The sequence below is a fragment of the Xylanimonas sp. McL0601 genome, from assembly GCF_049852175.1.
Taxonomy (GTDB): Bacteria; Actinomycetota; Actinomycetes; order Actinomycetales; family Cellulomonadaceae; genus Xylanimonas.
On sequence record NZ_CP187527.1, the window covers coordinates 1 to 22,462 of the forward strand.

15 protein-coding genes, 1 tRNA gene and 3 rRNA genes are annotated in these 22,462 nt (G+C 70.1%); 5 read left to right on the forward strand and 14 right to left on the reverse strand.

Annotation, left to right across the window (positions count from 1 at the left end):
- Positions 1-50 precede the first annotated feature (50 nt).
- The 9 genes from rrf to ACO4JP_RS00045 form a co-directional block, all read right to left on the reverse strand.
- A 5S ribosomal RNA gene (gene rrf, locus ACO4JP_RS00005) occupies positions 51-167 on the reverse strand.
- 108 nt (positions 168-275) lie between these two features.
- Positions 276-3,381 (reverse strand): 23S ribosomal RNA (locus tag ACO4JP_RS00010).
- Positions 3,382-3,840: 459 nt separating this feature from the next.
- A 16S ribosomal RNA gene (locus ACO4JP_RS00015) occupies positions 3,841-5,354 on the reverse strand.
- Together the 16S, 23S and 5S rRNA genes form the textbook arrangement of a ribosomal RNA operon.
- Positions 5,355-5,854: 500 nt before the next feature.
- A complete protein-coding gene (locus tag ACO4JP_RS00020) occupies positions 5,855-7,156 on the reverse strand; it encodes a threonine/serine ThrE exporter family protein (protein ID WP_425955362.1) in 1,302 nt (433 codons plus the stop codon).
- A gap of 96 nt (positions 7,157-7,252) precedes the next feature.
- A tRNA-Ser gene (locus ACO4JP_RS00025) sits at positions 7,253-7,337 on the reverse strand.
- Between the two features lie 113 nt (positions 7,338-7,450).
- Positions 7,451-8,164 carry a GTP-binding protein gene (locus tag ACO4JP_RS00030; protein ID WP_425957018.1) on the reverse strand — a complete coding sequence of 238 codons (714 nt, stop codon included), beginning with the start codon at positions 8,162-8,164 and terminating at the stop codon, positions 7,451-7,453.
- A 115-nt stretch (positions 8,165-8,279) separates the two neighbouring features.
- Positions 8,280-8,705, reverse strand: a complete 426-nt coding sequence (locus ACO4JP_RS00035; RefSeq protein ID WP_425955363.1) for a DUF742 domain-containing protein — start codon at positions 8,703-8,705, stop codon at positions 8,280-8,282.
- Between the two features lie 10 nt (positions 8,706-8,715).
- Positions 8,716-9,165 carry a roadblock/LC7 domain-containing protein gene (locus tag ACO4JP_RS00040; RefSeq protein ID WP_425955364.1) on the reverse strand — a complete coding sequence of 150 codons (450 nt, stop codon included), beginning with the start codon at positions 9,163-9,165 and terminating at the stop codon, positions 8,716-8,718.
- A 38-nt stretch (positions 9,166-9,203) separates the two neighbouring features.
- Complete coding sequence (locus tag ACO4JP_RS00045) at positions 9,204-12,767, reverse strand: ATP-binding protein (RefSeq protein ID WP_425955365.1); 3,564 nt, start codon at positions 12,765-12,767, stop codon at positions 9,204-9,206.
- A 148-nt stretch (positions 12,768-12,915) separates the two neighbouring features.
- On the opposite strand from ACO4JP_RS00045, the gene ACO4JP_RS00050 reads away from it, so the two are divergent.
- From ACO4JP_RS00050 to pgm, 3 genes are all read left to right on the forward strand, one after another.
- Positions 12,916-13,893 carry an NAD(P)H-quinone oxidoreductase gene (locus ACO4JP_RS00050; protein ID WP_425955366.1) on the forward strand — a complete coding sequence of 326 codons (978 nt, stop codon included), beginning with the start codon at positions 12,916-12,918 and terminating at the stop codon, positions 13,891-13,893.
- Positions 13,894-13,946: 53 nt separating this feature from the next.
- Positions 13,947-14,543, forward strand: a complete 597-nt coding sequence (locus ACO4JP_RS00055; RefSeq protein WP_425955367.1) for a bacterial proteasome activator family protein — start codon at positions 13,947-13,949, stop codon at positions 14,541-14,543.
- A 119-nt stretch (positions 14,544-14,662) separates the two neighbouring features.
- On the forward strand, positions 14,663-16,336 hold the full coding sequence (gene pgm, locus ACO4JP_RS00060; RefSeq protein WP_425955368.1) for a phosphoglucomutase (alpha-D-glucose-1,6-bisphosphate-dependent): 1,674 nt from the start codon (positions 14,663-14,665) through the stop codon (positions 16,334-16,336).
- Between the two features lie 15 nt (positions 16,337-16,351).
- On the opposite strand, the gene ACO4JP_RS00065 is transcribed toward pgm, so the two are convergent.
- From ACO4JP_RS00065 to ACO4JP_RS00085, 5 genes are all read right to left on the reverse strand, one after another.
- Positions 16,352-17,167, reverse strand: coding sequence for a GNAT family N-acetyltransferase (locus ACO4JP_RS00065; protein ID WP_425955369.1), 816 nt, complete (start codon positions 17,165-17,167; stop codon positions 16,352-16,354).
- 86 nt (positions 17,168-17,253) lie between these two features.
- On the reverse strand, positions 17,254-17,991 hold the full coding sequence (locus tag ACO4JP_RS00070) for a succinate dehydrogenase/fumarate reductase iron-sulfur subunit (protein ID WP_425955370.1): 738 nt from the start codon (positions 17,989-17,991) through the stop codon (positions 17,254-17,256).
- Positions 17,988-19,757, reverse strand: coding sequence for an FAD-binding protein (locus ACO4JP_RS00075; RefSeq protein ID WP_425955371.1), 1,770 nt, complete (start codon positions 19,755-19,757; stop codon positions 17,988-17,990). The genes ACO4JP_RS00070 and ACO4JP_RS00075 overlap by 4 nt, the downstream gene beginning before the upstream one ends.
- Positions 19,758-19,759: 2 nt before the next feature.
- Positions 19,760-20,101 carry a GNAT family N-acetyltransferase gene (locus tag ACO4JP_RS00080; RefSeq protein ID WP_425955372.1) on the reverse strand — a complete coding sequence of 114 codons (342 nt, stop codon included), beginning with the start codon at positions 20,099-20,101 and terminating at the stop codon, positions 19,760-19,762.
- Positions 20,102-20,169: 68 nt separating this feature from the next.
- Entirely contained in the window at positions 20,170-20,487 is a 318-nt protein-coding gene (locus ACO4JP_RS00085) for a GNAT family N-acetyltransferase (RefSeq protein WP_425955373.1), read from the reverse strand.
- A 48-nt stretch (positions 20,488-20,535) separates the two neighbouring features.
- Here ACO4JP_RS00085 and ACO4JP_RS00090 point away from each other — a divergent pair, with 48 nt between their 5' ends.
- A complete protein-coding gene (locus ACO4JP_RS00090; protein WP_425955374.1) occupies positions 20,536-21,834 on the forward strand; it encodes an MFS transporter in 1,299 nt (432 codons plus the stop codon).
- Positions 21,835-21,943: 109 nt separating this feature from the next.
- A complete protein-coding gene (locus ACO4JP_RS00095; protein WP_425955375.1) occupies positions 21,944-22,462 on the forward strand; it encodes a DivIVA domain-containing protein in 519 nt (172 codons plus the stop codon).

Sequence of the window (22,462 nt, forward strand, 5' to 3'; positions counted from 1 at the left end):
GGGCATGCGAAAGACCCCGCACCGTGGGTGCGGGGTCTTTCGTGAAGGGTGTCCGGCGGCGTCCTACTCTCCCACCCCGTCTCCAGGGCAGTACCATCGGCGCTGTAGGGCTGAGCTTCCGGGTTCGGAATGGGACCGGGCGTTTCCCCTACGCTATGACCGCCGTAACAGTATCGAGTTGTGGGTGCCCCCCGGGGTTCGCCCTGGTCGGGGGCGGGTGGGGGTGGTGCCCGTTTCTCGGGAACCGCACAGTGGACGCGTAGCAAAGTGTGTTGGTGTTGAAGTTGTCGGCTGATTAGTACCGGTCAGCTGCGGCAGTCTTTGGTCCTGCCTTCCACATCCGGCCTATCTACCCAGTGGTCTCGCTGGGTGCCTCTCGGACTTACGTCCGTGGAAACCTCATCTTGAAGCAGGCTTCCCGCTTAGATGCTTTCAGCGGTTATCCTTCCCGAACGTAGCTAACCAGCGGTGCACTTGGCAGTACAACTGGCACACCAGAGGTTCGTCCGTCCCGGTCCTCTCGTACTAGGGACAGCCCTTCTCAAGTTTCCTGCGCGCGCAGCGGATAGGGACCGAACTGTCTCACGACGTTCTAAACCCAGCTCGCGTACCGCTTTAATGGGCGAACAGCCCAACCCTTGGGACCTACTCCAGCCCCAGGATGCGACGAGCCGACATCGAGGTGCCAAACCATGCCGTCGATATGGACTCTTGGGCAAGATCAGCCTGTTATCCCCGGGGTACCTTTTATCCGTTGAGCGACGGCGCTTCCACAAGCCACCGCCGGATCACTAGTCCCGACTTTCGTCCCTGCTCGACCTGTCGGTCTCACAGTCAAGCTCCCTTGTGCACTTGCACTCGACACCTGATTGCCAACCAGGCTGAGGGAACCTTTGGGCGCCTCCGTTACATTTTGGGAGGCAACCGCCCCAGTTAAACTACCCACCAGGCACTGTCCCTGATCCGGATTACGGACCGAGGTTAGATGTCCGAAGCAGTCAGAGTGGTATTTCAACGTTGACTCCACCCGAGCTGGCGCCCGGGGCTCATAGTCTCCCACCTATCCTACACAAACTGCACCGAACACCAATACCAAGCTATAGTAAAGGTCCCGGGGTCTTTCCGTCCTGCTGCGCGTAACGAGCATCTTTACTCGTAGTGCAATTTCGCCGAGCTCGCGGTTGAGACAGCGGAGAAGTCGTTACGCCATTCGTGCAGGTCGGAACTTACCCGACAAGGAATTTCGCTACCTTAGGATGGTTATAGTTACCACCGCCGTTTACTGGGGCTTAAATTCTGGGCTTCACCGAAGTTGACCCGTCCTCTTAACCTTCCAGCACCGGGCAGGCGTCAGTCCGTATACATCGTCTTGCGACTTAGCACGGACCTGTGTTTTTAGTAAACAGTCGCTTCTCCCTGGTCTCTGCGGCCCTCCCCGCGTCCCACCGCTAGGGTGTTGACGGTTCAGGCCCCCCTTCTCCCGAAGTTACGGGGGCATTTTGCCGAGTTCCTTAACCACGATTCGCTCGATCGCCTTGGTATTCTCTACCTGACCACCTGAGTCGGTTTGGGGTACGGGCGGCTAGAACCTCGCGTCGAGGCTTTTCTTGGCAGCTGAGGATCACCCGTTTCCCGCATACGCGGTCACTGTCAGCTCTCACCCTTGATGGTGTGCGGATTTGCCTACACACCGGGCTACGGCCTTGGACGTGGACTACCATCGCCACGCCGGGCTACCTTCCTGCGTCACCCCTGTTAATACGCTTACCTAATGCCACATCGGGTCACGCGCCGCCTTCACAGTGGCACCCGAAGGTGCCGGCGTGAGCTTGGGGCGTTTAGCATCTGTGGGCTCGGTATGGGCGGTTCTTCGCCGGTAGGAGAATATCAACTCCTTGTCCATCGACTACGCCTGTCGGCCTCGCCTTAGGTCCCGACTTACCCAGGGCGGATTAACCTGGCCCTGGAACCCTTGGTCATTCGGCGGACGGGTTTCTCACCCGTCATTCGCTACTCATGCCTGCATTCTCACTCGTGTGGTCTCCACCGCTGGGTCACCCCGCGGCTTCACCGTCCACACGACGCTCCCCTACCCATCCACGCCCCTGAACCACGAAGGCTAAGGTTGATGCGTGAATGCCACGGCTTCGGCGGTGTGCTTGAGCCCCGCTACATTGTCGGCGCGGAATCACTTGACCAGTGAGCTATTACGCACTCTTTCAAGGGTGGCTGCTTCTAAGCCAACCTCCTGGTTGTCTGTGCAACTCCACATCCTTTCCCACTGAGCACACGCTTAGGGGCCTTAGCCGGTGATCTGGGCTGTTTCCCTCTCGACTACGGAGCTTATCCCCCGCAGTCTCACTGCCTCGCTTGCACTTACCGGCATTCGGAGTTTGGCTGACGTCAGTAACCTTGTAGGGCCCATCGGCCATCCAGTAGCTCTACCTCCGGCAAGAAACACGAGACGCTGCACCTAAATGCATTTCGGGGAGAACCAGCTATCACGAAGTTTGATTGGCCTTTCACCCCTAACCACAGGTCATCCCCCAGGTTTTCAACCCTGGTGGGTTCGGTCCTCCACGACGTCTTACCGTCGCTTCAACCTGCCCATGGCTAGATCACTTCGCTTCGGGTCTAGACCCGGCGACTGTATCGCCCTGTTCGGACTCGCTTTCGCTACGGCTACCCCGCACGGGTTAACCTCGCCACCGAGCACTAACTCGCAGGCTCATTCTTCAAAAGGCACGCCGTCACCCCAGCTAGGGAGGCTCCGACGGATTGTAGGCACACGGTTTCAGGTACTATTTCACTCCCCTCCCGGGGTACTTTTCACCTTTCCCTCACGGTACTAGTCCGCTATCGGTCACCAGGTAGTATTTAGGCTTAGCAAGTGGTCTTGCCAGATTCACACGAGATTTCTCGGGCCCCGTGCTACTTGGGATCCCCTCAACCAGGCCACGCCATTTCGTCTACGGGACTAGCACCCTCTACGGTCCGCCGTTCAATGCGGTTCGACTATGACGCGACTTTCTGACTGGCTGGGAGACTGTCAGGTCTCCCTAGAAGGTCCCACAACCCCGCACACGCAACGCCTGACAGCTTTAACACGTGTACGGTTTGGCCTCATCCGCTTTCGCTCGCCACTACTCACGGAATATCTCTTCCTGCCGGTACTGAGATGTTTCACTTCCCGGCGTTCCCCCCACACACCCTATATATTCAGGTGCGGGTACCTGCACATGACTGCAGGTGGGTTCCCCCATTCGGACATCCTCGGATCACAGCTCGTTTGCCAACTCCCCGAGGCTTTTCGCAGGCTACGACGTCCTTCTTCGGCTCCTGGTGCCAAGGCATCCACCCTGTGCCCTTATAAACTTCAACAACACTACAGAGACGTCAGGGACAACAACCCTCCCACCCCGAGGGGTGACCAGGCTGTTGCCTTGAACATCTTGGATGCTCGCGTCCACTGTGCAGTTCTCAAGCTACGGACGAACCCGCCAGACCCGACCCGCCTACCCCACACCCACCAGGGGCTGGAGCGGTTCGCGGCCATCCGGCGACCCGTACAGAGGTCTACCCCGACCAGACACCCCCAGTGGGGCGTCCCGCGGCCGGTTGCCTCAGGACCCAACAGTGCGTTCACGAGCCACCCACCACCCAGGACCGGCGTTCCCACCGCGCAAGCACGGCGTACTGACCAGCCCCGACCAGCGGAGCGGCTCAACAGTCAATGTTCCACCCAGAGCACCACCACCGACACGTACGGCCGGCGCGTGGTCCACCATGAACACCCACCCCCAGGCAGAACCTGCGGGCAGACGTTGGTGAGCTCCTTAGAAAGGAGGTGATCCAGCCGCACCTTCCGGTACGGCTACCTTGTTACGACTTAGTCCCAATCGCCAGTCCCACCTTCGACCACTCCCCCCTTGCGGTTGGGCCATGGGCTTCGGGTGTTACCAACTTTCGTGACTTGACGGGCGGTGTGTACAAGGCCCGGGAACGTATTCACCGCAGCGTTGCTGATCTGCGATTACTAGCGACTCCGACTTCATGGGGTCGAGTTGCAGACCCCAATCCGAACTGAGACCGGCTTTTTGGGATTCGCTCCACCTTACGGTATCGCAGCCCTCTGTACCGGCCATTGTAGCATGCGTGAAGCCCAAGACATAAGGGGCATGATGATTTGACGTCATCCCCACCTTCCTCCGAGTTGACCCCGGCAGTCTCCCATGAGTCCCCGGCATAACCCGCTGGCAACATGGGACGAGGGTTGCGCTCGTTGCGGGACTTAACCCAACATCTCACGACACGAGCTGACGACAACCATGCACCACCTGTGCACCGACCTTGCGGGGCGACCATCTCTGGCCGTTTCCGGTGCATGTCAAGCCTTGGTAAGGTTCTTCGCGTTGCATCGAATTAATCCGCATGCTCCGCCGCTTGTGCGGGCCCCCGTCAATTCCTTTGAGTTTTAGCCTTGCGGCCGTACTCCCCAGGCGGGGCACTTAATGCGTTAGCTGCGGCACGGAAACCGTGGAATGGTCCCCACACCTAGTGCCCAACGTTTACGGCATGGACTACCAGGGTATCTAATCCTGTTCGCTCCCCATGCTTTCGCTCCTCAGCGTCAGTAACTGCCCAGAGACCTGCCTTCGCCATCGGTGTTCCTCCTGATATCTGCGCATTCCACCGCTACACCAGGAATTCCAGTCTCCCCTACAGCACTCTAGTCCGCCCGTACCCGATGCAAGCCCGAGGTTGAGCCTCGGGATTTCACACCAGACGTGACAGACCGCCTACGAGCTCTTTACGCCCAATAATTCCGGACAACGCTTGCGCCCTACGTATTACCGCGGCTGCTGGCACGTAGTTAGCCGGCGCTTCTTCTGCAGGTACCGTCACTTGCGCTTCTTCCCTGCTGAAAGAGGTTTACAACCCGAAGGCCGTCATCCCTCACGCGGCGTCGCTGCATCAGGCTTTCGCCCATTGTGCAATATTCCCCACTGCTGCCTCCCGTAGGAGTCTGGGCCGTGTCTCAGTCCCAGTGTGGCCGGTCGCCCTCTCAGGCCGGCTACCCGTCGACGCCTTGGTAGGCCATTACCCCACCAACAAGCTGATAGGCCGCGAGCCCATCCCCCACCGAAAAACTTTCCAACCCCACCCATGCAGGCAAGGCTCATATTCGGTATTAGACCCCGTTTCCAAGGCTTATCCCAAAGTGGAGGGCAGGTTGCTCACGTGTTACTCACCCGTTCGCCACTGATCCACCCCGAAGGGCTTCACCGTTCGACTTGCATGTGTTAAGCACGCCGCCAGCGTTCGTCCTGAGCCAGGATCAAACTCTCCGTAAAAGTATCCCGTAACCCCCCGAAGAGAGTTAACGACCATACGGTTCATCCAACACTGACAGAACCAAGCTGAACTGCTTGATTTGTCCAAAGGAATCCAAGCCATACACGCAAGACTGCGAGCCTGGCCAGGGTTATATTTGGCATTGACTATCAAACGCACTGTTGAGTTCTCAAACAACCGACGCACACCATCCAGACCGAACCACTCTTCGCGGCCGGCCCCGTCCGGGGCAACCCTTCAACCTTACCCGGTCCGTTTCTCCGAGTCAAATTCCCTCGCCGTGAGGCTGGAAGCTTGATCCGGGCGCACCGGTCCTGACCGGAGGCGCAGTGCGTCCCCGAGAAGAAGGAGTCAGGATCTCGCCTGCGGGACCGGCCACCGGCTTCCGCTCGGTGTCCGTTCCTCCCTGCCGGGCGAACGTTGAGAACATTAACCAGAGGTCGCACCGCACGTCAAAGCGGCCAGCGGCGACCTGCGTCACACCTGGCGCGGACCGTCGTCAGAGGCCTCTGCGCTGCTCGAACGTCCACTCGCGGTCCGTCAGCATGCGCGACACCGCGAGCCCGATCGCCAGTGCGACGACCACCAGGCCGGCGTCGACGCTGAACCCCAGGGCCGCCACCGAGTCGCCGCCGTTGAACTCGAAGACCGCGCGGTACGCGGCGACGCCCGGCACCATGATCACGACGGCGGGGACGGAGATGGTCAGGCGTGGCACGCGCAACGGCGTGGCGATCCACCGGGCCAGCAGGCCGACCAGGAGCGCGGCGCCGGCGGCTGCCGCCTGCGGGGCGACGTCCCAGGTGTTCACCATGACGAGCCGCAGCACGTTGGCGACCATGCCGACGACGGCCGCCCCCAGTGCCATGTGCCACGGGCTGTTGAACATCAGAGCGAACCCGAGCACTCCGACGAAGCTCGCGAGCGTGAGCAGGCTCCACCGGAGCACCGGGTCGAGGGCGGCGGCGACCGGCGGGTTCGGCTCGAGGCCGATCACGGCCGACACCGCCCACAGCGACAGCGCGGCGGAGCACAGGATCATCAGGGCATACGTCAGCCGGGAGATCCCCGCAGAGAAGTCGAGCCGGGCGAGGTCGAGCGCGCCGGTGACGAGCGGGAAGCCCGGCACCAGGAACAGGATCGCGGAGACATAGCCGGCCACGTGCCGTCCCGACAGGCTGAAGGCACTGCCGATCGCGAGCACGAGCCCGAGGTAGAGCAGGCATGCCACCGCGGCGGCCAGCATCGTCACACCGAACTGGTTGATGCCCCGATGGATGAGGCTGCGGCGCACGTACTGGCCCGCCGTCGCCGCGACGAGGACACCGGCGCACTCGAGCGGGCCGCCGTTGTTGAGGAACGCGAACGCGGCGCACGCGGCGCCGGCGGAGAGGGCGTTGACCCACGACGGGTAGAGCGGCTCCTTGGCGGCGATGCGGTCGAGCTCATGCTCGATGCTGGCCACGCTCTCGCGCGCCGGCAGGTCGCCGATGTAGTTCTCTAGCTCCGCGAGCCTGTCGGCGTTGATGCCCACGGTGCGGACCTCGGAGACCTCGGTGCGGAAGATCTGGTCGCGTACCGACGTCGTCGTCAGCTCGGTGAGCGCCACGTGTGCCTTGACCGCGTCGAGGCCGAGCGCCTTGCCCACGCGCTCCATGTGCGACTTGACGCGATAGCTGCCGTGGCCCGCCGCGAGGGCCAGGCGGCCCACGCGCTGCACCGTCCCGGACTGCCGGATCAGCTCCACCGGCTCCAGCTCGGCCTCACCGGGAGCTCTGGGCTGCGGGTCCTCGGTCGTCACGGGGCAATGATCGCCCGCCCGCGCGGCGCGTGGCGAGCGGGAGGCGTGCGACGCACGAGGGCCCGCCCGCCGACGTGCGGCGAGCGGGCCCTGGGGCGGAGGGCGCGGGATTCGAACCCGCGGTGCATTGCTGCACAACGGTTTTCAAGACCGTCACCTTCGGCCGCTCGGTCAGCCCTCCTTGAACCCAGGACGCGCGAACGCCCGGGGCGCGGGCGCCCAGTCTAGTGGGGCGGCCACGGCCGGCCCGCCGCCGTCAGGCCGCGCGCGCGGCCGCCGTCGTGCGGCGGTGGGTCAGCTTGCCGCGCCGGCACGCAGCTGCCGCATGGCGAGCTGGACCAGCGAGATCAGCGTCTGCTTCGTCGCCGCGCGCGAGCGCGCGTCGGTGTAGAGCATCGGCACGTGCGCCGGGATCTGCAGGGCCTCGCGCACGTCCTCAAGGCGGTGCTTGGCGACGCCGTCGAAGCAGTTGACGCCCACGACGAACGGGATGTTGCGAGACTCGAAGTAGTCGATCGCGGGGAAGCACTGCTCGAGACGGTCGGTGTCGACCAGGACGACGGCGCCGATCGCGCCCCGCACCAGGTCGTCCCACATGAACAGGAAGCGGTCCTGGCCCGGGGTGCCGAACAGGTAGAGCCACAGGTTGCCCGGGAGCGCGACGCGGCCGAAGTCCATCGCGACGGTCGTGGTCGTCTTGCGGTCGGTCACACCGCCCGCGTCGTCGATGCCGACCGAGTGCTCCGTCATCGCCGCCTCGGTGTTCAGAGGCTCGACGTCGGAGATGGACCCGATGAACGTCGTCTTGCCGACGGCGAAGCCGCCCGCGACGACGATCTTCACGACCGTCGGCGCGACGCGCTCGCCGGCCGGTGCCGCCGTGCGAGCCGTCTGCGGGAGGGGCGCCGTGCCGGTGCCGACCGGCTGCGCGGCGGGCGCCGGCGGGGCGAAGCTCGCGGGCGCGGGCGCCCCCGGGGCGGAGACCGCACCGCTCCCTCCGCCGAGCACGCTCGTGCGGGCCGGGGCGAGCGGGGCAGCTGGCGCCGGGGCGCCCATCGAGGCGCCACCGCTGATCGGGGCCCAGGCCGGGGCGAGACTGCCGCTCGCCTGGCCGTTCGCGCGGTCAGAGGGCGGAAATGCCATTGAGAACACTCTCCAAGACGCTGAGGGACAAGCCCGACTGGGTGCTGCCGTGCCCGGTGTGCACGTTCACCGGGGTCGAGGTGTGCACGGTGAGGTGCCCTTCCTCCTGCATGTCGGCCACGAGGATCCGGATCACGCCCAGCGGGAGGCGCAGCAGGGCGGAGAGCTCCGCGATCGAGACGTAGGTGTGCGCCGCGTGCTGCAGGATCGCACGCTTCTCCGGCGTCAGGCCGTGGCTCGAGACGGCGCCCGGCAGGACCTCGACGAGGGCTTCGAGCGGCAGGTCGGACAGCGCCGACCGGACGCGCCCGCCGGTGACCGCGTACGGGCGGACCGTGGCCGTCTCGTAGGCGTCCGCCGTGTGGGCGGCGTGGTGGCTGCCTCCGCCCAGGGGACCGTAGGGCATCGTCGCTACCTCATCCCACCGCGGCCGTGCGCTGGGCACCCTCGACGGGCAGGTTGCCGCGCATCTCCGAGATCAGCTGGGGCGTCAGGGTCTGCTCCGTGCGCGCGACCAGCAGGGCCATCTCGTACCCGATGAGGCCGATGTCGCACGACGCCTCGGCGACGACCGCGAGCACGGAGCCGTTCGAGACGTTCATCAGGAACAGGAAGCCGTTGTCCATCTCGATGATGGCCTGCCGCACGTTGCCGCCGTGGAGCTGGCGTGACGCACCGCGGGTGAGGCTGGACATGCCCGAGACGATCGCGGCCAGCTGGTCACCGCTCGTGCGGTCGAGCTGGTCCGACATCGCCATGAGCAGGCCGTCGGCCGAGACGACCAGCGTGTGCCGGCTGCCGGGGACGGTGCGCACGAAGTTATCGAGAAGCCACCCGAAATTGGTGGCCTCGGTGCTGAGGGTCACTCTTCCTCCTCGTCAGGGCGCCGAACGGTCGCCATCATTCACGGTGCCGGGGCCCAAGTCGAGGGCCCTTCGTCCTCGCCCATGGACCGGCCACGCGAGGTCGCCGACTGGAACGCTGAGAGACGCGAGCGGAGCTGCTCCGGATCGCGCTCGATGCGGGCGGTGAAGCGGTCCACCGCCGGGTTGACGGTGGGGCGCGAGGTGCGTCGCACCAGGCCCGAGGGCTCCGCCGGGGCGGCGGACTCGGGACGGTAGGCGTCGTCCAGCGTGGGCGTCACTCTCTGCTCCTCGAAGACCCCGCGCCGCAGGAGCGAGGACATTTCCTCGTAGAGGACGGCCGAAGCCATCCACTCCGAGCGAGCCTCGACGGTGTCGGGGATGGCGTACGGGTCCAGCGGGTCGGCCAGCGGGTCCGCCGCCGCTCGCAGCGGCAGCGCCGAGCCGCCCTGCGCCGCGCTCGCCGTGGCGCCGCCGGTGCTCCAGCCCGCGGACTGGGTCGGCTCATAGGTCGGCGGGGCCGCCGGCGCGCCCGTGCCGAAGGCGCGCAGCGGCGCCGGGGCCGGGGGCGCCGGGTACGGCTCGAGAGCCGGGGCGGCCCGGAACGCCGCGGACGGCGGGACGGGAACCTGCGTCACCGGGGCGAAGGGACCGCCGCCGGACGCGGGCAACGGGGCCATCGGGGCGGGGGCGACGAACGCCGCCGCAGCGGGGCCGTCAGCGGCCTGGACCGGGATTGCGGTCGTCGCCTCGTCCTCGGGCCGGCGGCCGAACAGGCCCCGCTTGCGGGCCGACTGGCCGGGTGCGTGCTGCTCGCGCGTCGCGCGCCGCGACGGGAGGTCGGACATCAGCGCGTCGAAGGCAGGCACGTCGCCGTTCAGGGCGTCGTCCGAGGCAGGCGCGACCGGTGCGAACTGGGTCGTCGGCACGACGGGCGCGGGTGCCCGGAAGGCAGCCGGTGCCTGGGGCTCCGGCGGGAGCACGGGCTGAGGAGCCACGGGGGCCACGGGCTCGAAGGCCGTCGCCGGGGCGACGGCTGCCACAGGCTGGGCCGGCGCCACGTTCACTGGCGCCGCGGTCAGCGGAGCGGGAAGCGCGGCCGGGTCCTCGACGCTCGCGCCGAGGTGCAGCGTGCCCGTGACAGGACCCGCGGACTCGAGGTCCGTGAGCGCGCGGAAGCTCGAGAACAGCCCGGTGCGCTGCTCGACGGCGATCACCGGCGTGGACACCGCCTGTGGCTCGGGCAGCGGCTCTCCACGCTGGCGGCTGGGCAGCGTCCGCTCGTTCCCCTGGATGTCCGACGGCGGCAGCCAGGCCTCGTCGGCGACGAGGTCGGGGGCGAACTGAGGCGTCTCGAGCGGCGGGAGCACGAGCGCACTGGTGCTGTCGGGCTCGAGCTCTCCCCGCGTCGTGCGACGACGCGGCATGCCCGTCGCCGTCGTGCCGTCGGTCAGCGCGTCGAGGTCGACCTGCACCGCCACGGGCGGCTCGGGCTGCGCCACGGGCGTCGGGTCGAACGCGGGCGTCGGCACCCCGTAGGCAGGAGCCGGCGACCCGAAGGCGGGCGGCTGCAGCTCGAAGGTCGGCGGCTGCACCTCGGCGACCGGCGCGGGCTGGCCGAACGCCGCCGTCGTCACCTGGTCGAAGGCCATGGCCTGGCCCAGGCTCGCGGCAGCGTGCTGCGTCGACGCCTCGAGCGGGTCGGTCGGCTGCGGCAGCGGCACGGCGTCGTCGGGCAGGAAGAGGCCGATCGGGAACACCACGGTGACCATCGTCCCGGTGCCGTCGGGGCCGGTGCCGAACGCGATGACCGCGCCCAGGCGGTCCGCGAGGCGGCCGACCACGTAGAGGCCGAGACGCTGGGCACCGACGGCGTCCTGGGCGCTGCGGCTCGCAACCTTGGCGTTCGCGTCGGCGATCTCCTCGGGCGTCATGCCCAGGCCGTGGTCGCGGACCGTGATGACGATGCCGCGGTGGTCGCGCGCGGTGGCGACCTCGACCGCGGTGTGCGGCTCGGAGAACATCGTCGCGTTCTCGAGCAGCTCGGCCAGCAGGTGCGCCGCGTTGAGCGCGTTGTGGCCCAGGATCAGCGGGTCGATGTGCAGGTCGAGGCGCACGCGGTCGTACAGCTCGATCTCGGACGACGCGGTGCGGATGACGTCGGAGGCCGGCATCGGCTGGCGCACGCGGCGGCCCGAGTCGATGCCGGCGAGCACGAGCAGCGACTCGGCGTTGCGGCGCATACGGGTGGCGAGGTGGTCGAGGCGGAAGAGGTTCGACAGCGTCGACGGGTCCTCCTCCGAGCGCTCCAGCTCGTCGAGGAACGCGAGCTGGCGGTTGAGGAGCACCTGGTCGCGGCGGGCCACGTTGACGAACATCTCCGCGATGGAGCCACGGAGGGCCGCCTGCTCCTTCGCGACGGCGACCGTCGTCGCGTTGACGTCGTTGAAGGACTGGGCGAGGCGGCCGATCTCGTCGCGCGACTCGACCGGGATCTCGTACAGGTCGATGTTCGACGTCTGGCCCGGCACCGCCATCTGCTCGACCATCCGGGGCAGCCGGTCGCGGATCTCACCCGTCGCCGCCGTGAGGCGTCGCAGCGGGTTGACGATCCGTCGGGCGACGGCGAGCGCGATGATGAGCGACAGGGCCAGGACGCCGAAGGCGCCGCCCGCGGTGTACAGGGCGTTCTGTTGCTGCGTGTCGGCGAGCCACTGCGCGAGCAGCGAGGTCTCGTCACGGACGTCGTCGCGGATCGGCTGGGCCGCCGCGACCCAGCCCTCGGTGAGATCGCTCCACTGGGCCGCGACCGCGGGCTGCACGCCCTGGAAGTCGGCGCGGCTCAGGGCATTGCGGATCGTGCCCAGGTCGCCGTCGAGGGGGGGCATACGGTGACCGCCCGGCAACCGGTCGAGCGCCTTCTGGGCGGCGTCGAACTGGGTGTCGGTGCTGTTGATCGTCGCGACCGTGCGCAGCATGAGCCCCTGGTCGACGTTGCCGGTGGCGGCGCCGGCGAGCACGCCGCCGACGAGGGGTCGCTCGAGCACCATCGCGAGCATCGCCTCGTCCATGGCGACGTACGTGTCGAGGCGCTGTCGCAGCGTGCTGTCCCCGGTCGTGCCCGCGAGCTCGCGGGCGACGTCGAGTGCGTCCGCGATGTAGCGGCCGTACGCCTGCGTCGCGGAGTCCTCAGGGATCGTGCCGGCGAGGATCTGGGCCTGAAGCTTGTCGATCTGCGACCGGTCGGCGAGCGTGGCACTGATCGCGCGGCGCACACGGATGTCGAGAGCGTCGACCGGCACGGCCGCCAGGGCCTTGCCCCGTGCGTCCAGCTGGGCGTCGCTCTGCTTGATCGCGGCCTCGAGCCCTTCACGGGCTCCCGGGATGCCGAGCGACGCCGCGATGTTGAGCGAGCGCTCCGCGGCGAAGGCCGACCCGGCGGAGTCCTGCGCGGAAAGGCTCGCCACCAGGTGCGCCGTCTGGCTCGCCGTGCGGGCCGTCTGCCACGAGGTCCAGGAGACCCACCCGGCAGCGACCGCGAGGACGAGGATCGGCATGGCGAGGGTCAGAAGAATCTTCCCGCGCACGCCCAACCTGCGGAGCATGTGGCCTCTCTTCCTTCGCTGCGCGGCCGGGGCCGTCAGTCTGTTCGTGACGGCGCCGCCCCGCGGCTTGCCCGCGGCGTACGACCTCCGTAACGCACCACCGGCGCCGAAAGCCCACGTCGCAGGCGCGCGTGAGTAGGCTCCGGGTGTGCGAGCGGTCACGATAGCCTCCCAGGCAGGCAGAGGGAAACTCGCCCTTTCCCACCTGAACCCTCCTGAACCGGGCACGGGCGAGGTTCTGATCGAGGTCGCAGCGAGTGGAGTTAACCGCGCTGACCTGCTACAACGCGCCGGCAAGTACCCTCCGCCGCCCGGCGCACCAGAGTGGCCCGGGCTCGAGGTCTCCGGAACGATCGTCTCTGCAGGCGGCGGCGTGTCGCCCCGGCGCGTCGGCGAGAAGGTCGTCGCCCTCCTGGACGGCGGCGGCCACGCCGAGCTCGCCGTCGCCCGCGCCGCGCAGACGCTACCGGTGCCCCCCGGCGTCGACCTCGTCGACGCCGGCGCCCTTCCCGAAGCGGTGTGCACCGCCTGGACCAACCTCGTCGACACGGCCCGGGTGCAGCCCGGCGAGTGGGTGCTGGTGCAGGGCGGGTCGGGCGGCGTCGGGACCGTCGCCGTCCAGCTCGCGCGAGCGCTCGGCGCGCGCGTCATCGCGACCGCGGGAGGCCCGGAACGGGTCGCCCAGGTGCGCGAGCTCGGTGCCGACGTCGTCGTCGACCACCGCCGCGAGGACTTCGTGGCGGCGGTGCGCGCCGCGACCGCGGGGCACGGGGCCGACGTCGTCCTCGACGTCCTGGGCGGGCGAGCGCTGCCCGACAACGTCCGGGCGCTCGCGCACGGCGGACGGCTCGTGGTCATCGGCCTGCAGCAGGGACGCCGCGGGGACCTCGACCTCAACGCGCTCATGACCAAGCGAGCCACCGTGACCGGGACCATGCTGCGCTCGCGGACCCCGGCGGAGAAGGCGGCCGTCGTCGCGGCGGTGCACGAGCACGTGTGGCCCATGGTCGCCGACGGGCGCGTACGGCCCGTCGTGCACGCGCGCCTGCCCCTGGGCGAGGCGGAGGCGGCGCTCGCGATGCTCGAGCACGGTGAGGCGTTCGGCAAGGTGCTGCTCGTCCCCTGAACCCGCCCGGCGTGGGGCACGGGCACGCCGGCCGCGCGCGCAAGGATGGGTGCATGAGCCAGCCTGAGCAGCCCCCGGCCGACGACGACCAGCCGCACGAGCACCACGAGCCGCGCATCGTGACTCCCGAGGGCGAGGAGGTGCCCGCCGAGGCGATCCCCGAGCAGGAGGACGACGAGAACGTCTCCTCACGCATCGAGGAGCCGGCGAAGGTCATGCGCATCGGCGGCATGATCAAGCGCCTGCTCGACGAGGTCCGCGACACCCCGCTCGACGACGCCGCCCGCACGCTGCTGGCGGAGATCCACGAGCGCTCGCTGCACGAGCTCGAGGACGGGCTCTCCCCCGACCTCGTCGACGAGCTGCACCGCATCACGCTCCCCTTCGCCGACGACGGCACCCCGCCGTCGGACGCCGAGCTGCGGGTCGCGCAGGCGCAGCTCGTGGGCTGGCTCGAAGGGCTGTTCCACGGGATCCAGACGGCGCTGGTCGCGCAGCAGATGGCAGCACAGGCGCAGCTGTCGCAGATGCGGCGCGGGCTTCCACCGGGTGGTTTCCCCGGTGCCGCACCGGGGTCGGTCCCCGGCGGGCCCGGGATGCACCACGGCGGCGGCGAGGACGGGCGGCCCTCGCCCGGGCAGTACCTCTGACCGACGGCGACGCGGCGGGGGCCACCACCGCCGTCGGCCCGGACGCCGCTCGGACCGGATGCTGACCCCTGCCGCGACCTGCGGACGCCGTCCGCGGCGTGCGCTGGCAGGATCGGAGCATGCACGCACGCGCCGGCCAGCCCGCCCTGCCTGAGGACCTCGTCGACGTCGACCAGCTGGTCGGCGCCTACTACGACCTGACCCCCGACCCCGACGACCCGGGTCAGCAGGTCGTGTTTGGCACGTCGGGTCACCGCGGCTCGTCGCTCGACCACGCCTTCAACGAGGCGCACATCGTGGCCATCACCCAGGCGATTGTCGAGTACCGCGCGTCGCAGGGCACCGACGGCCCGCTGTTCATCGGCCGGGACACGCACGCGCTCTCCGAGCCGGCGTGGCGGTCGGCGCTCGAGGTGCTCGCCGCGAACGACGTCACCGTGATGATCGACGCCCGCGACTCCTGGACCCCGACCCCTGCCGTGTCGCAGTCGATCCTGCTGCACAACGGCGCCGTCGCCGAGGGCGGCGTGCGGACGTCCGGCCCCGGCGTCGCCGACGGCATCGTCGTGACGCCGTCGCACAACCCGCCGCGCGACGGCGGGTTCAAGTACAACCCGCCGCACGGCGGACCCGCCGACACCGACGCGACCTCGTGGATCGCGGACCGGGCCAACGCGATCATCCGCGGCGGGATCGCGCAGGTGCGGCGCACGCCGATCGGGCGGGCGCTCGCCGCGGGCACGACGCACCGGCACGACTACCTGACGACCTATGTGGACGACCTGCCGAACGTGCTCGACATCGACGCGATCCGGTCGGCGGGCGTGCGCATCGGCGCCGACCCGCTGGGCGGTGCGTCGGTCGAGTACTGGGGCGCCATCGGCGAGCGGCACGGGCTCGACCTCACCGTGGTGAACCCGCAGGTGGACCCGCGCTGGGCGTTCATGACGCTCGACTGGGACGGCAAGATCCGCATGGACTGCTCGTCGCCGTACGCCATGGCGTCGCTCGTTCACCGCATGGCGGACGGCTCCGCCCCGTTCGAGGTCGCGACCGGCAACGACGCCGACTCCGACCGCCACGGCATCGTCACGCCCGACGCCGGGCTGATGAACCCCAACCACTACCTCGCGGTGGCCGTCCAGTACCTCTACGGCGGGGCGCGGCCCGGCTGGCCGGGCGGGGCGGCGATCGGCAAGACGCTCGTCTCGTCGTCGCTCATCGACCGAGTCGGGGCCGGGCTCGGACGGCAGGTCGTGGAGGTGCCCGTCGGGTTCAAGTGGTTCGTCCCCGGCCTCCTCGACGGGAGCGTCGGCTTCGGCGGCGAGGAGTCGGCCGGGGCGTCGTTCCTGCGCCGCGACGGGCGCGTCTGGTCGACCGACAAGGACGGAATCCTCCTGGCCCTGCTCGCCTCCGAGATCATCGCGACGACCGGGAGGTCGCCGTCGGAGCACCACGCCGAGCTGGTGTCCCGGTACGGGCAGAGCTGGTACGCCCGCGTCGACGCCGGGGCGTCGCGCGACGAGAAGGCGCGGCTCGCGGCGCTGTCGCCCGAGCAGGTGACGTCGACCTCGCTGGCCGGGCAGGACATCACCGCGAAGCTGACTGCGGCGCCGGGCAACGGGGCGAAGATCGGCGGCCTCAAGGTGACGACGGAGGACGCGTGGTTTGCCGCGCGGCCGTCGGGCACCGAGGACGTCTACAAGATCTATGCCGAGAGCTTCGTGTCGCAGGACCACCTGGCGCAGGTCCAGGAAGCGGCCAAGCAGGTGGTCGGGGACGCGCTGGCCTGAGTCGTCACGGAGCCGTCACGGCGCTGAGCGCTCGCGACGCCAGACGTAGGGGGTCGTCTCCGAGACCTTGACCAAGCCGCTGCGCTCCAGGATGGGGCGGCTGAACTCCGTCGAGTCGCTCTGCAGGTAGCGCTTGCCCAGCGCGAGGGCCGAGCGGGCGCGGGCCGCCGTCAGGGCACGGTAGATGCCGCGGCCCCGCCACTCGGGGCGGGTCGCGCCGCCCCAGATCCCGGCGAACTCGGTGCCGGGGACCGGCTCCAGGCGGCCGGCGCTGACGATCTCGCCGCCGGCCTCGGCCACCCACATCTCCATCGACGGGTCGTGGGCCTGGCGTCGCAGCAGGTCCTCGGCGTGCCGGTCGCTGCGCGGCTCGCCGAACACCTCGTCGCACATCGCCGCCATGGCCCGCACGTCCGCCTCGGCCGTGATGCGGCGGAGTGTGACGCCGTCGGGCAGCGGGACGTCGACGGCGAGCAGGTGCGCGTCGCCGATCATGATCGACTCCGGCTCCTCGGCCTCGAAGCCGTGCTGCACGAGCGCCTCGTACAGGCCGGGGGCGTCGTCGTGGGCGCGCGTCTTCCACTCGGCCTCGGTGATGGCGGCGTCGTCGCGCAGGTGTTGTGCGACGGCGGCGACCAGCGCGCGCACGCGGTCGGCGTCGGCGGGGGCGCCGTCGTCGTCCAGCGAGCGGTACGAGACGAAGCCGCGTCCCTCGGCGAAGGTCGCGATGCGCACGGGCCCGAGCGGTTCGACGGCGAGGGCACCCGGCGTCTCGGCGTCGGACCGGAGCTGAGCGTCGTAGGCGGCGAGGAGGGTAGCGGCGTCGACCATGCGGCCACCCTAGGGCGGGACGGGCTCGTGTTCACGCGCTTTCGACGTCCTCGAAAGGGAGGGTAGGCCGAGCCTGGTCTGGGTGGTCAGCCGCCCATCGCCTCGCGCTGGGCGTCGCGGATCGCCCGGGCCGGGTCGACGCCCTTCGGGCACGCGCGGGTGCACGCGCCGACCTGGATGCAGGGCCAGATGCCCTCCTCGTTCTCCGCCAGGGCGACCATGCGGACCTCGTTCCCCTGGTCGCGCGAGTCGAGGTCCCAGCGGCGGGCCGTCGCGATGGCGGCCGGGCCGGTGAAGCCGGTGACGTCGTCGAGGACTGGGCACGCGGCGTAGCAGAGCATGCAGTCGATGCACTGGGAGAGGCCGTGGTAGGCCTGGACCTGGCCGGGGGTCTGGCTGTGGACGGCGAGCACGTCGACGGCGGGGACGCCCGCGGGCTCGGCGGGGGCGGCCTCCGGCGCGGGCAGCATCCACGGGGAGACGCTGCGCAGCTTCGCCAGGAACTCGTCGGTGTCGACCGCGAGGTCGCGCTGGACCGCCGCGTGCGCCATCGGGCCCACCGTGATGCCCGACGTGCGGTAGCCGGCCACGGTCGTCTCGCAGCCCAGCACGGGGCGGCCGTTGACCATGACGCCGCACGACCCGCACACGCCCATCCGGCACGACCACCGGAACGTCAGGCTCGGCTCGGCGTGGTCCTTGATCCAGTCCAGCGCGTCGAGCACCGAGGTGCGGTCGTCGAACGGGACGTCGAAGGTCTCGTCGCGCGGGGCCTCGCCCGGCTCCTGCCGGGTGACGGTCACGCGGAGCGTCTGGTCGGTCATGCGTCTCCCTCCGGCACCGGCTCGAACCGCACGCCGACGCCGCCCGACGCGTCGATCGTGACAAGGCTGTGCCGGGCGACGTCGTCGGTCTGCGGGTGGTCGAGGCGCTGGTGTGCGCCCCGCGACTCGGTGCGCGCGGTGGCGGCCGCGACGACACCGCTCGCGACGGTGAGCATCGCGCCGAGCTCGAGGGCCTGGGCCCAGTCGGTGTTGAAGACGTCGGCCGTGTCGCCGACGCGCACGTCCCGGTACCGGCTGCGCAGGTCGTCGAGGACGGCGGTGGCGCGGGCGAGCCCGTCGGCGTCGCGGAAGATGCCGACCTCGGCGTCGAGCACGCGGCCGAGGTCGCGGCGGATCTCGGCAGGCGACTCGCTGCCCCGCCCGCGCATCGCGAGCCAGCCGTCGGCGCGCGCACGCGCCTCGTCGACCACGGCTTTGTCAGGGGCAGGGGGCGATCCGGCGCCCCGACGCCCTGACAAGTCCGGTGGTGAAGCCGCCGCGGCGCCCGCCGCGCGGCCCACCACCAGGGTCTCCACCAGCGAGTTCGAGCCCAGGCGGTTGGCCCCGTGCAGGCCGGTCGAGGCGCACTCCCCCGCGGCGAACAGGCCCGGGACCGGCCTGCCGGCGTCGTCGAGCACCTGGCCCGACGCCGTCGTGACGATGCCGGCCATCGTGTAGTGCGCGGCGGGCCGCACCGGGATGGGCTCGTGCACCGGGTCCACGCCCGCGAAACGGCGGGCGAGGCCGGAAACGAGCGGCAGGCGCTCGTCGATCACCGCCTTGCCGAGGTGGCGCAGGTCGAGGTGGACGACGCCGCCGTCGCGGGTCGGCAGGGTGCGACCCGCGCGGTCGGCGTGCCAGAACGCCTGCGAGAGCTTGTCGCGCGGTCCGAGCTCCATGCGACGCGGCTCGGGTGCACCGACGGGCGTGACCGGGCCGAGCCCGTAGTCGGCGAGGTACCGGTCGCCGGCCGCGTCGACCAGCACGCCGCCCTCACCGCGCGCGGCCTCGGTGATGAGGATCCCGCTGCCCGGCAGGCAGGTGGGGTGCACCTGCACCATCTCGAGGTCGCGCAGCGGCAGGCCCGCGCGCAGCGCCATAGACAGCCCGTCCCCGGTGACGATCCCCGCGTTGGTCGAGGTCGCCCAAGCCCGCGCGTACCCCCCGGTGGCGAGCACGACGGCGGGGGCGAGCAGCACGACGACCTCGCCGCGCTGCTGGTCGTAGCCCACGACCCCGCGCACCGACGGCTCGTCGGAGAGCAGGAGGTCCAGGACCACGTGCTCGTCGTAGCGGCGGACCGCCTCCTCGCGCAGCGTCGTCTGGAAGAGGGTGTGCAGCAGGTGGAACCCGGTCTTGTCGGCCGCGAACCAGGTGCGCGGCCGGCTCATGCCGCCGAAGCGGCGCACCTCGGGCCGCCCCTCGTCGGTGCGTGACCACGGCATGCCCAACCGCTCCATGCGGGCCAGCTCCGCGGGGGCCCGCTCGACGACGTAGCGCACGGCGTCCTCGTGCGAAAGGCCCGCACCGCCCACCATCGTGTCGGCCACGTGCTGGTCGAGCGTGTCATCGCTCCCCGGCACGACACCCGCGGCGCCGCCCTCGGCCGCCACCGTGTGCGACCGCATCGGGTACACCTTGGAGACGAGCGCCACGACGCCGTCGTCCCGCCCGGCGGCGGCGAACGACTCGACGGCCGCGAGCGCCGCGCTCAGGCCGGCGGCCCCACCACCGACGACGACGACGTCCGCGTGCTCGACGCGCACTCCTACTCCGCGCCCGGGCCCGCGGTGCGGGTGCCGAAGTCGGTGAAGGTCTTCAGGAGGTCGTCGTACTCGTCGTGCTTGGCCATGTACGCGCGGATGAAGGGGCACAACGGCACCACGGTGTCCCCGGCGGACCGCACCAGGCCGAGCGCGCCCGCGGCGAGCTGCGACCCGATGCCCTGGCCCTCGAGCTCGGGTTCCACCTCGGTGTGCGTGAAGATCACGGTCGCGCCGAGGCGGTGGTAGTACGCCCCGCCCGCGAAGGTGCCGTCGTCGAGCGTGCCGACGAAGGCGGATCGGGTCGGGTCGTCGGTGACGGTGACGTGTGGTCGGGCCTCTGTCATGGGCCCATCGTGGCGCGCCGGGCGCCCGCGGTCCAACCGCGTGCGGGCCGCGCGGCGCGTGGTGAGACTCAGACCTGCAGCGAGTAGTACCGCGGGTTGCGCTCGATGAACTCGGCGACGTACCAGCAGAGCGCGTCGACCTTCTTGCCCTCGTCCGTCGCATCCTCGAGCGCCTGCCGCGCGAGCATGCCGGCGACGCCGCGTCCGCGGAACTCCGGCACGGTCGCGGTGCCGGGGATGACGACGACGTCACCCTCGACACGGTAGTTGAGCCAGCCCATGACGCGGTCGGTCTCGGGGTGGTGCGCCTCGTAGCGGGACTGCTCGGGGACCTTGATGATGACGCACACCGGCGCCTGCTCAGCGGGGGCCGTCGGTAGCGTCATGCGCGAACCGTACCCCGGCGGCCCGGGCGGGCCTGCAACAATCTGTCGATGCCCTCCAACCCCTACGTCGACGTGCTGCGCGTCCCCGGCACCGCGGCGTTCTCCGCGGCGGGCGGCCTGGCCCGGCTCCCCATGTCGATGGTGGGCATCGGCACCGTGCTGATGCTGCAGGCCTACACCGGCTCGTACGCGGTAGCCGGCCGCGTCTCGGCGGTGCTGGTCATCGCGCAGGCGGTCGGATCGCCGCAGGTGGCACGGATCGTCGACCGGGCGGGCCAGCGCCGGGTGCTGCTGCCGATGCTGGCGGTCACGACGGCGGGGCTGCTGGGCCTCGTCGCGGCCGCCGCCGCCGGGGCGCCCGAGCCCGCGCTGTGGCTGCTCGCGGTGCTGGCGGGCGGCGCCAGCGGCTCGTACGGCTCGTACGTCCGGGCCCGGTGGACGCACGCGCTGGGCGACCCGCGCCGCCTGCACACCGCGTTCTCGTTCGAGTCGGCCGTGGACGAGCTCGTGTTCATCGTCGGCCCCGTGCTGGCGACCCTGCTCGCGACGGCGGTGATCCCGCCGGCCGCGCTGCTGCTCGCGGCGGTCGCGGGCGGCGTCGGCGGGCTCCTGTTCCTCATGCAGCGCGACACGGAGCCGCCGGTCCGGCGGCACGACGGCGGTGCGGTGGACCGCGTCGACGACGCTGCCGGCGGGCCGGTCCGCGGCGGCAAGACGCGCGTGCGCGCGTCCGGCGCGCGCTCCGCGATCTTCGTGCCCGGCATGCCCGCGCTCGCGCTGGTCTTCGTGGCGATGGGCACGATCTTCGGCGCGGTCGACGTCGCCACGGTCGCATTCGCGACCGAGCACGGGCACCGAGGCGCTGCCGGCCTGGTCCTGGCGGCGTTCGCGCTGGGCTCGCTCGTGTCGGGCCTCGCGTACGGGGCGATGCACTGGACGTTGCGGCTCTCCACGCGCTTCGCCGTCGGGACGGGCGTGCTGGCGGCCGGCGTCTCCCTGTTCTTCACCGCGCAGTCGCTGCCGGTGCTGGCCGTCGTCATGTGCGTGACGGGGTTCGCCATCGCGCCGACGGTGATCAACGGCAACGCGATGGTGCAGGCACTTGTGCCGGGGCACCGGCTGACCGAGGGGCTCGCGTGGGTGGGCACGTCGATCGGCGCGGGCTCGTCGCTCGGCTCGTGGCTCAGCGGCGCCCGCATCGACGCCGCGGGCTCGCACGGCGGCTTCCTGGTCGCCATGGCGGCCGGCTGGGTGTGCGTGCTGCTCGCGCTGCTTGCCCTGCCGACGCTGCGGCGTCAGCAGGGGCGCGTCCAGGACGACGTGACGACGCTCGGCTCGGCGGGCTGACCGGTCCCGAGGGCTCGTCGAGCGCCAGGGGTCCGGACGGATGCTCCCGGGTGACCGCCGCCGCTACGCTCGCCCCGACGCGCCGCGCGGCGCCGAGAGGGAGGCCTTGATGGACCTGTTCCCGCACGGAGGGAGCGCCTCCGGGCGCCCGGACGGCGGCGTGCTGCTGACCGCCGCAGACATCCGGGCGCGGCGGTTCGCGCTCACGCGCTTCCGCGAGGGTTACGTGCCGGCCGACGTCGACGAGCTCCTCGAGCGCGTCGCGCGGGGCCTCGACGGGACCGGCCCCGTGCCCACGCCCCTGGAGGTGCTCGAGTCGAGGTTCGCCGCGACGAAGTTCAAGGAGGGGTACGACGTCGAGGACGTCGACGACTTCCTCGACCGCGTCGTGGCGACCCTCCAGCTACGCCTGCAAGGGATCGGCGGCACCGGAGCGAGTGCGCCGGCCGCGGCTGCGGCTGCCGCCGGTCCCGCCTGGGGCCTGCGCCAGACCTCCCACCGCCTCCAGCTCGCGACGGCGCAGGCGCTGTCCGCCGACCTGCTGCAGGTCCGGACCGCCGACGGGCGCCTGCTGGGCGTCGTAGGTCTCGAGTCGAGCCGCGACGGAGTCACGCTCGTCGTGCAGTGA

What these genes read in the sequence shown, in the direction of transcription:
- ACO4JP_RS00035 (WP_425955363.1), bottom strand. Translation starts at nt 8,705, where the DNA reads ATGCCCTACGGTCCCCTGGGCGGAGGCAGCCACCACGCCGCCCACACG.
- ACO4JP_RS00065 (WP_425955369.1), bottom strand. Translation starts at nt 17,167, where the DNA reads ATGGTCGACGCCGCTACCCTCCTCGCCGCCTACGACGCTCAGCTCCGG.
- ACO4JP_RS00085 (WP_425955373.1), bottom strand. Translation starts at nt 20,487, where the DNA reads ATGACGCTACCGACGGCCCCCGCTGAGCAGGCGCCGGTGTGCGTCATC.
- ACO4JP_RS00095 (WP_425955375.1), top strand. Translation starts at nt 21,944, where the DNA reads ATGGACCTGTTCCCGCACGGAGGGAGCGCCTCCGGGCGCCCGGACGGC.
- pgm (WP_425955368.1), top strand. Translation starts at nt 14,663, where the DNA reads ATGCACGCACGCGCCGGCCAGCCCGCCCTGCCTGAGGACCTCGTCGAC.
- ACO4JP_RS00090 (WP_425955374.1), top strand. Translation starts at nt 20,536, where the DNA reads ATGCCCTCCAACCCCTACGTCGACGTGCTGCGCGTCCCCGGCACCGCG.
- ACO4JP_RS00055 (WP_425955367.1), top strand. Translation starts at nt 13,947, where the DNA reads ATGAGCCAGCCTGAGCAGCCCCCGGCCGACGACGACCAGCCGCACGAG.
- ACO4JP_RS00045 (WP_425955365.1), bottom strand. Translation starts at nt 12,767, where the DNA reads ATGCTCCGCAGGTTGGGCGTGCGCGGGAAGATTCTTCTGACCCTCGCC.
- ACO4JP_RS00070 (WP_425955370.1), bottom strand. Translation starts at nt 17,991, where the DNA reads ATGACCGACCAGACGCTCCGCGTGACCGTCACCCGGCAGGAGCCGGGC.
- ACO4JP_RS00080 (WP_425955372.1), bottom strand. Translation starts at nt 20,101, where the DNA reads ATGACAGAGGCCCGACCACACGTCACCGTCACCGACGACCCGACCCGA.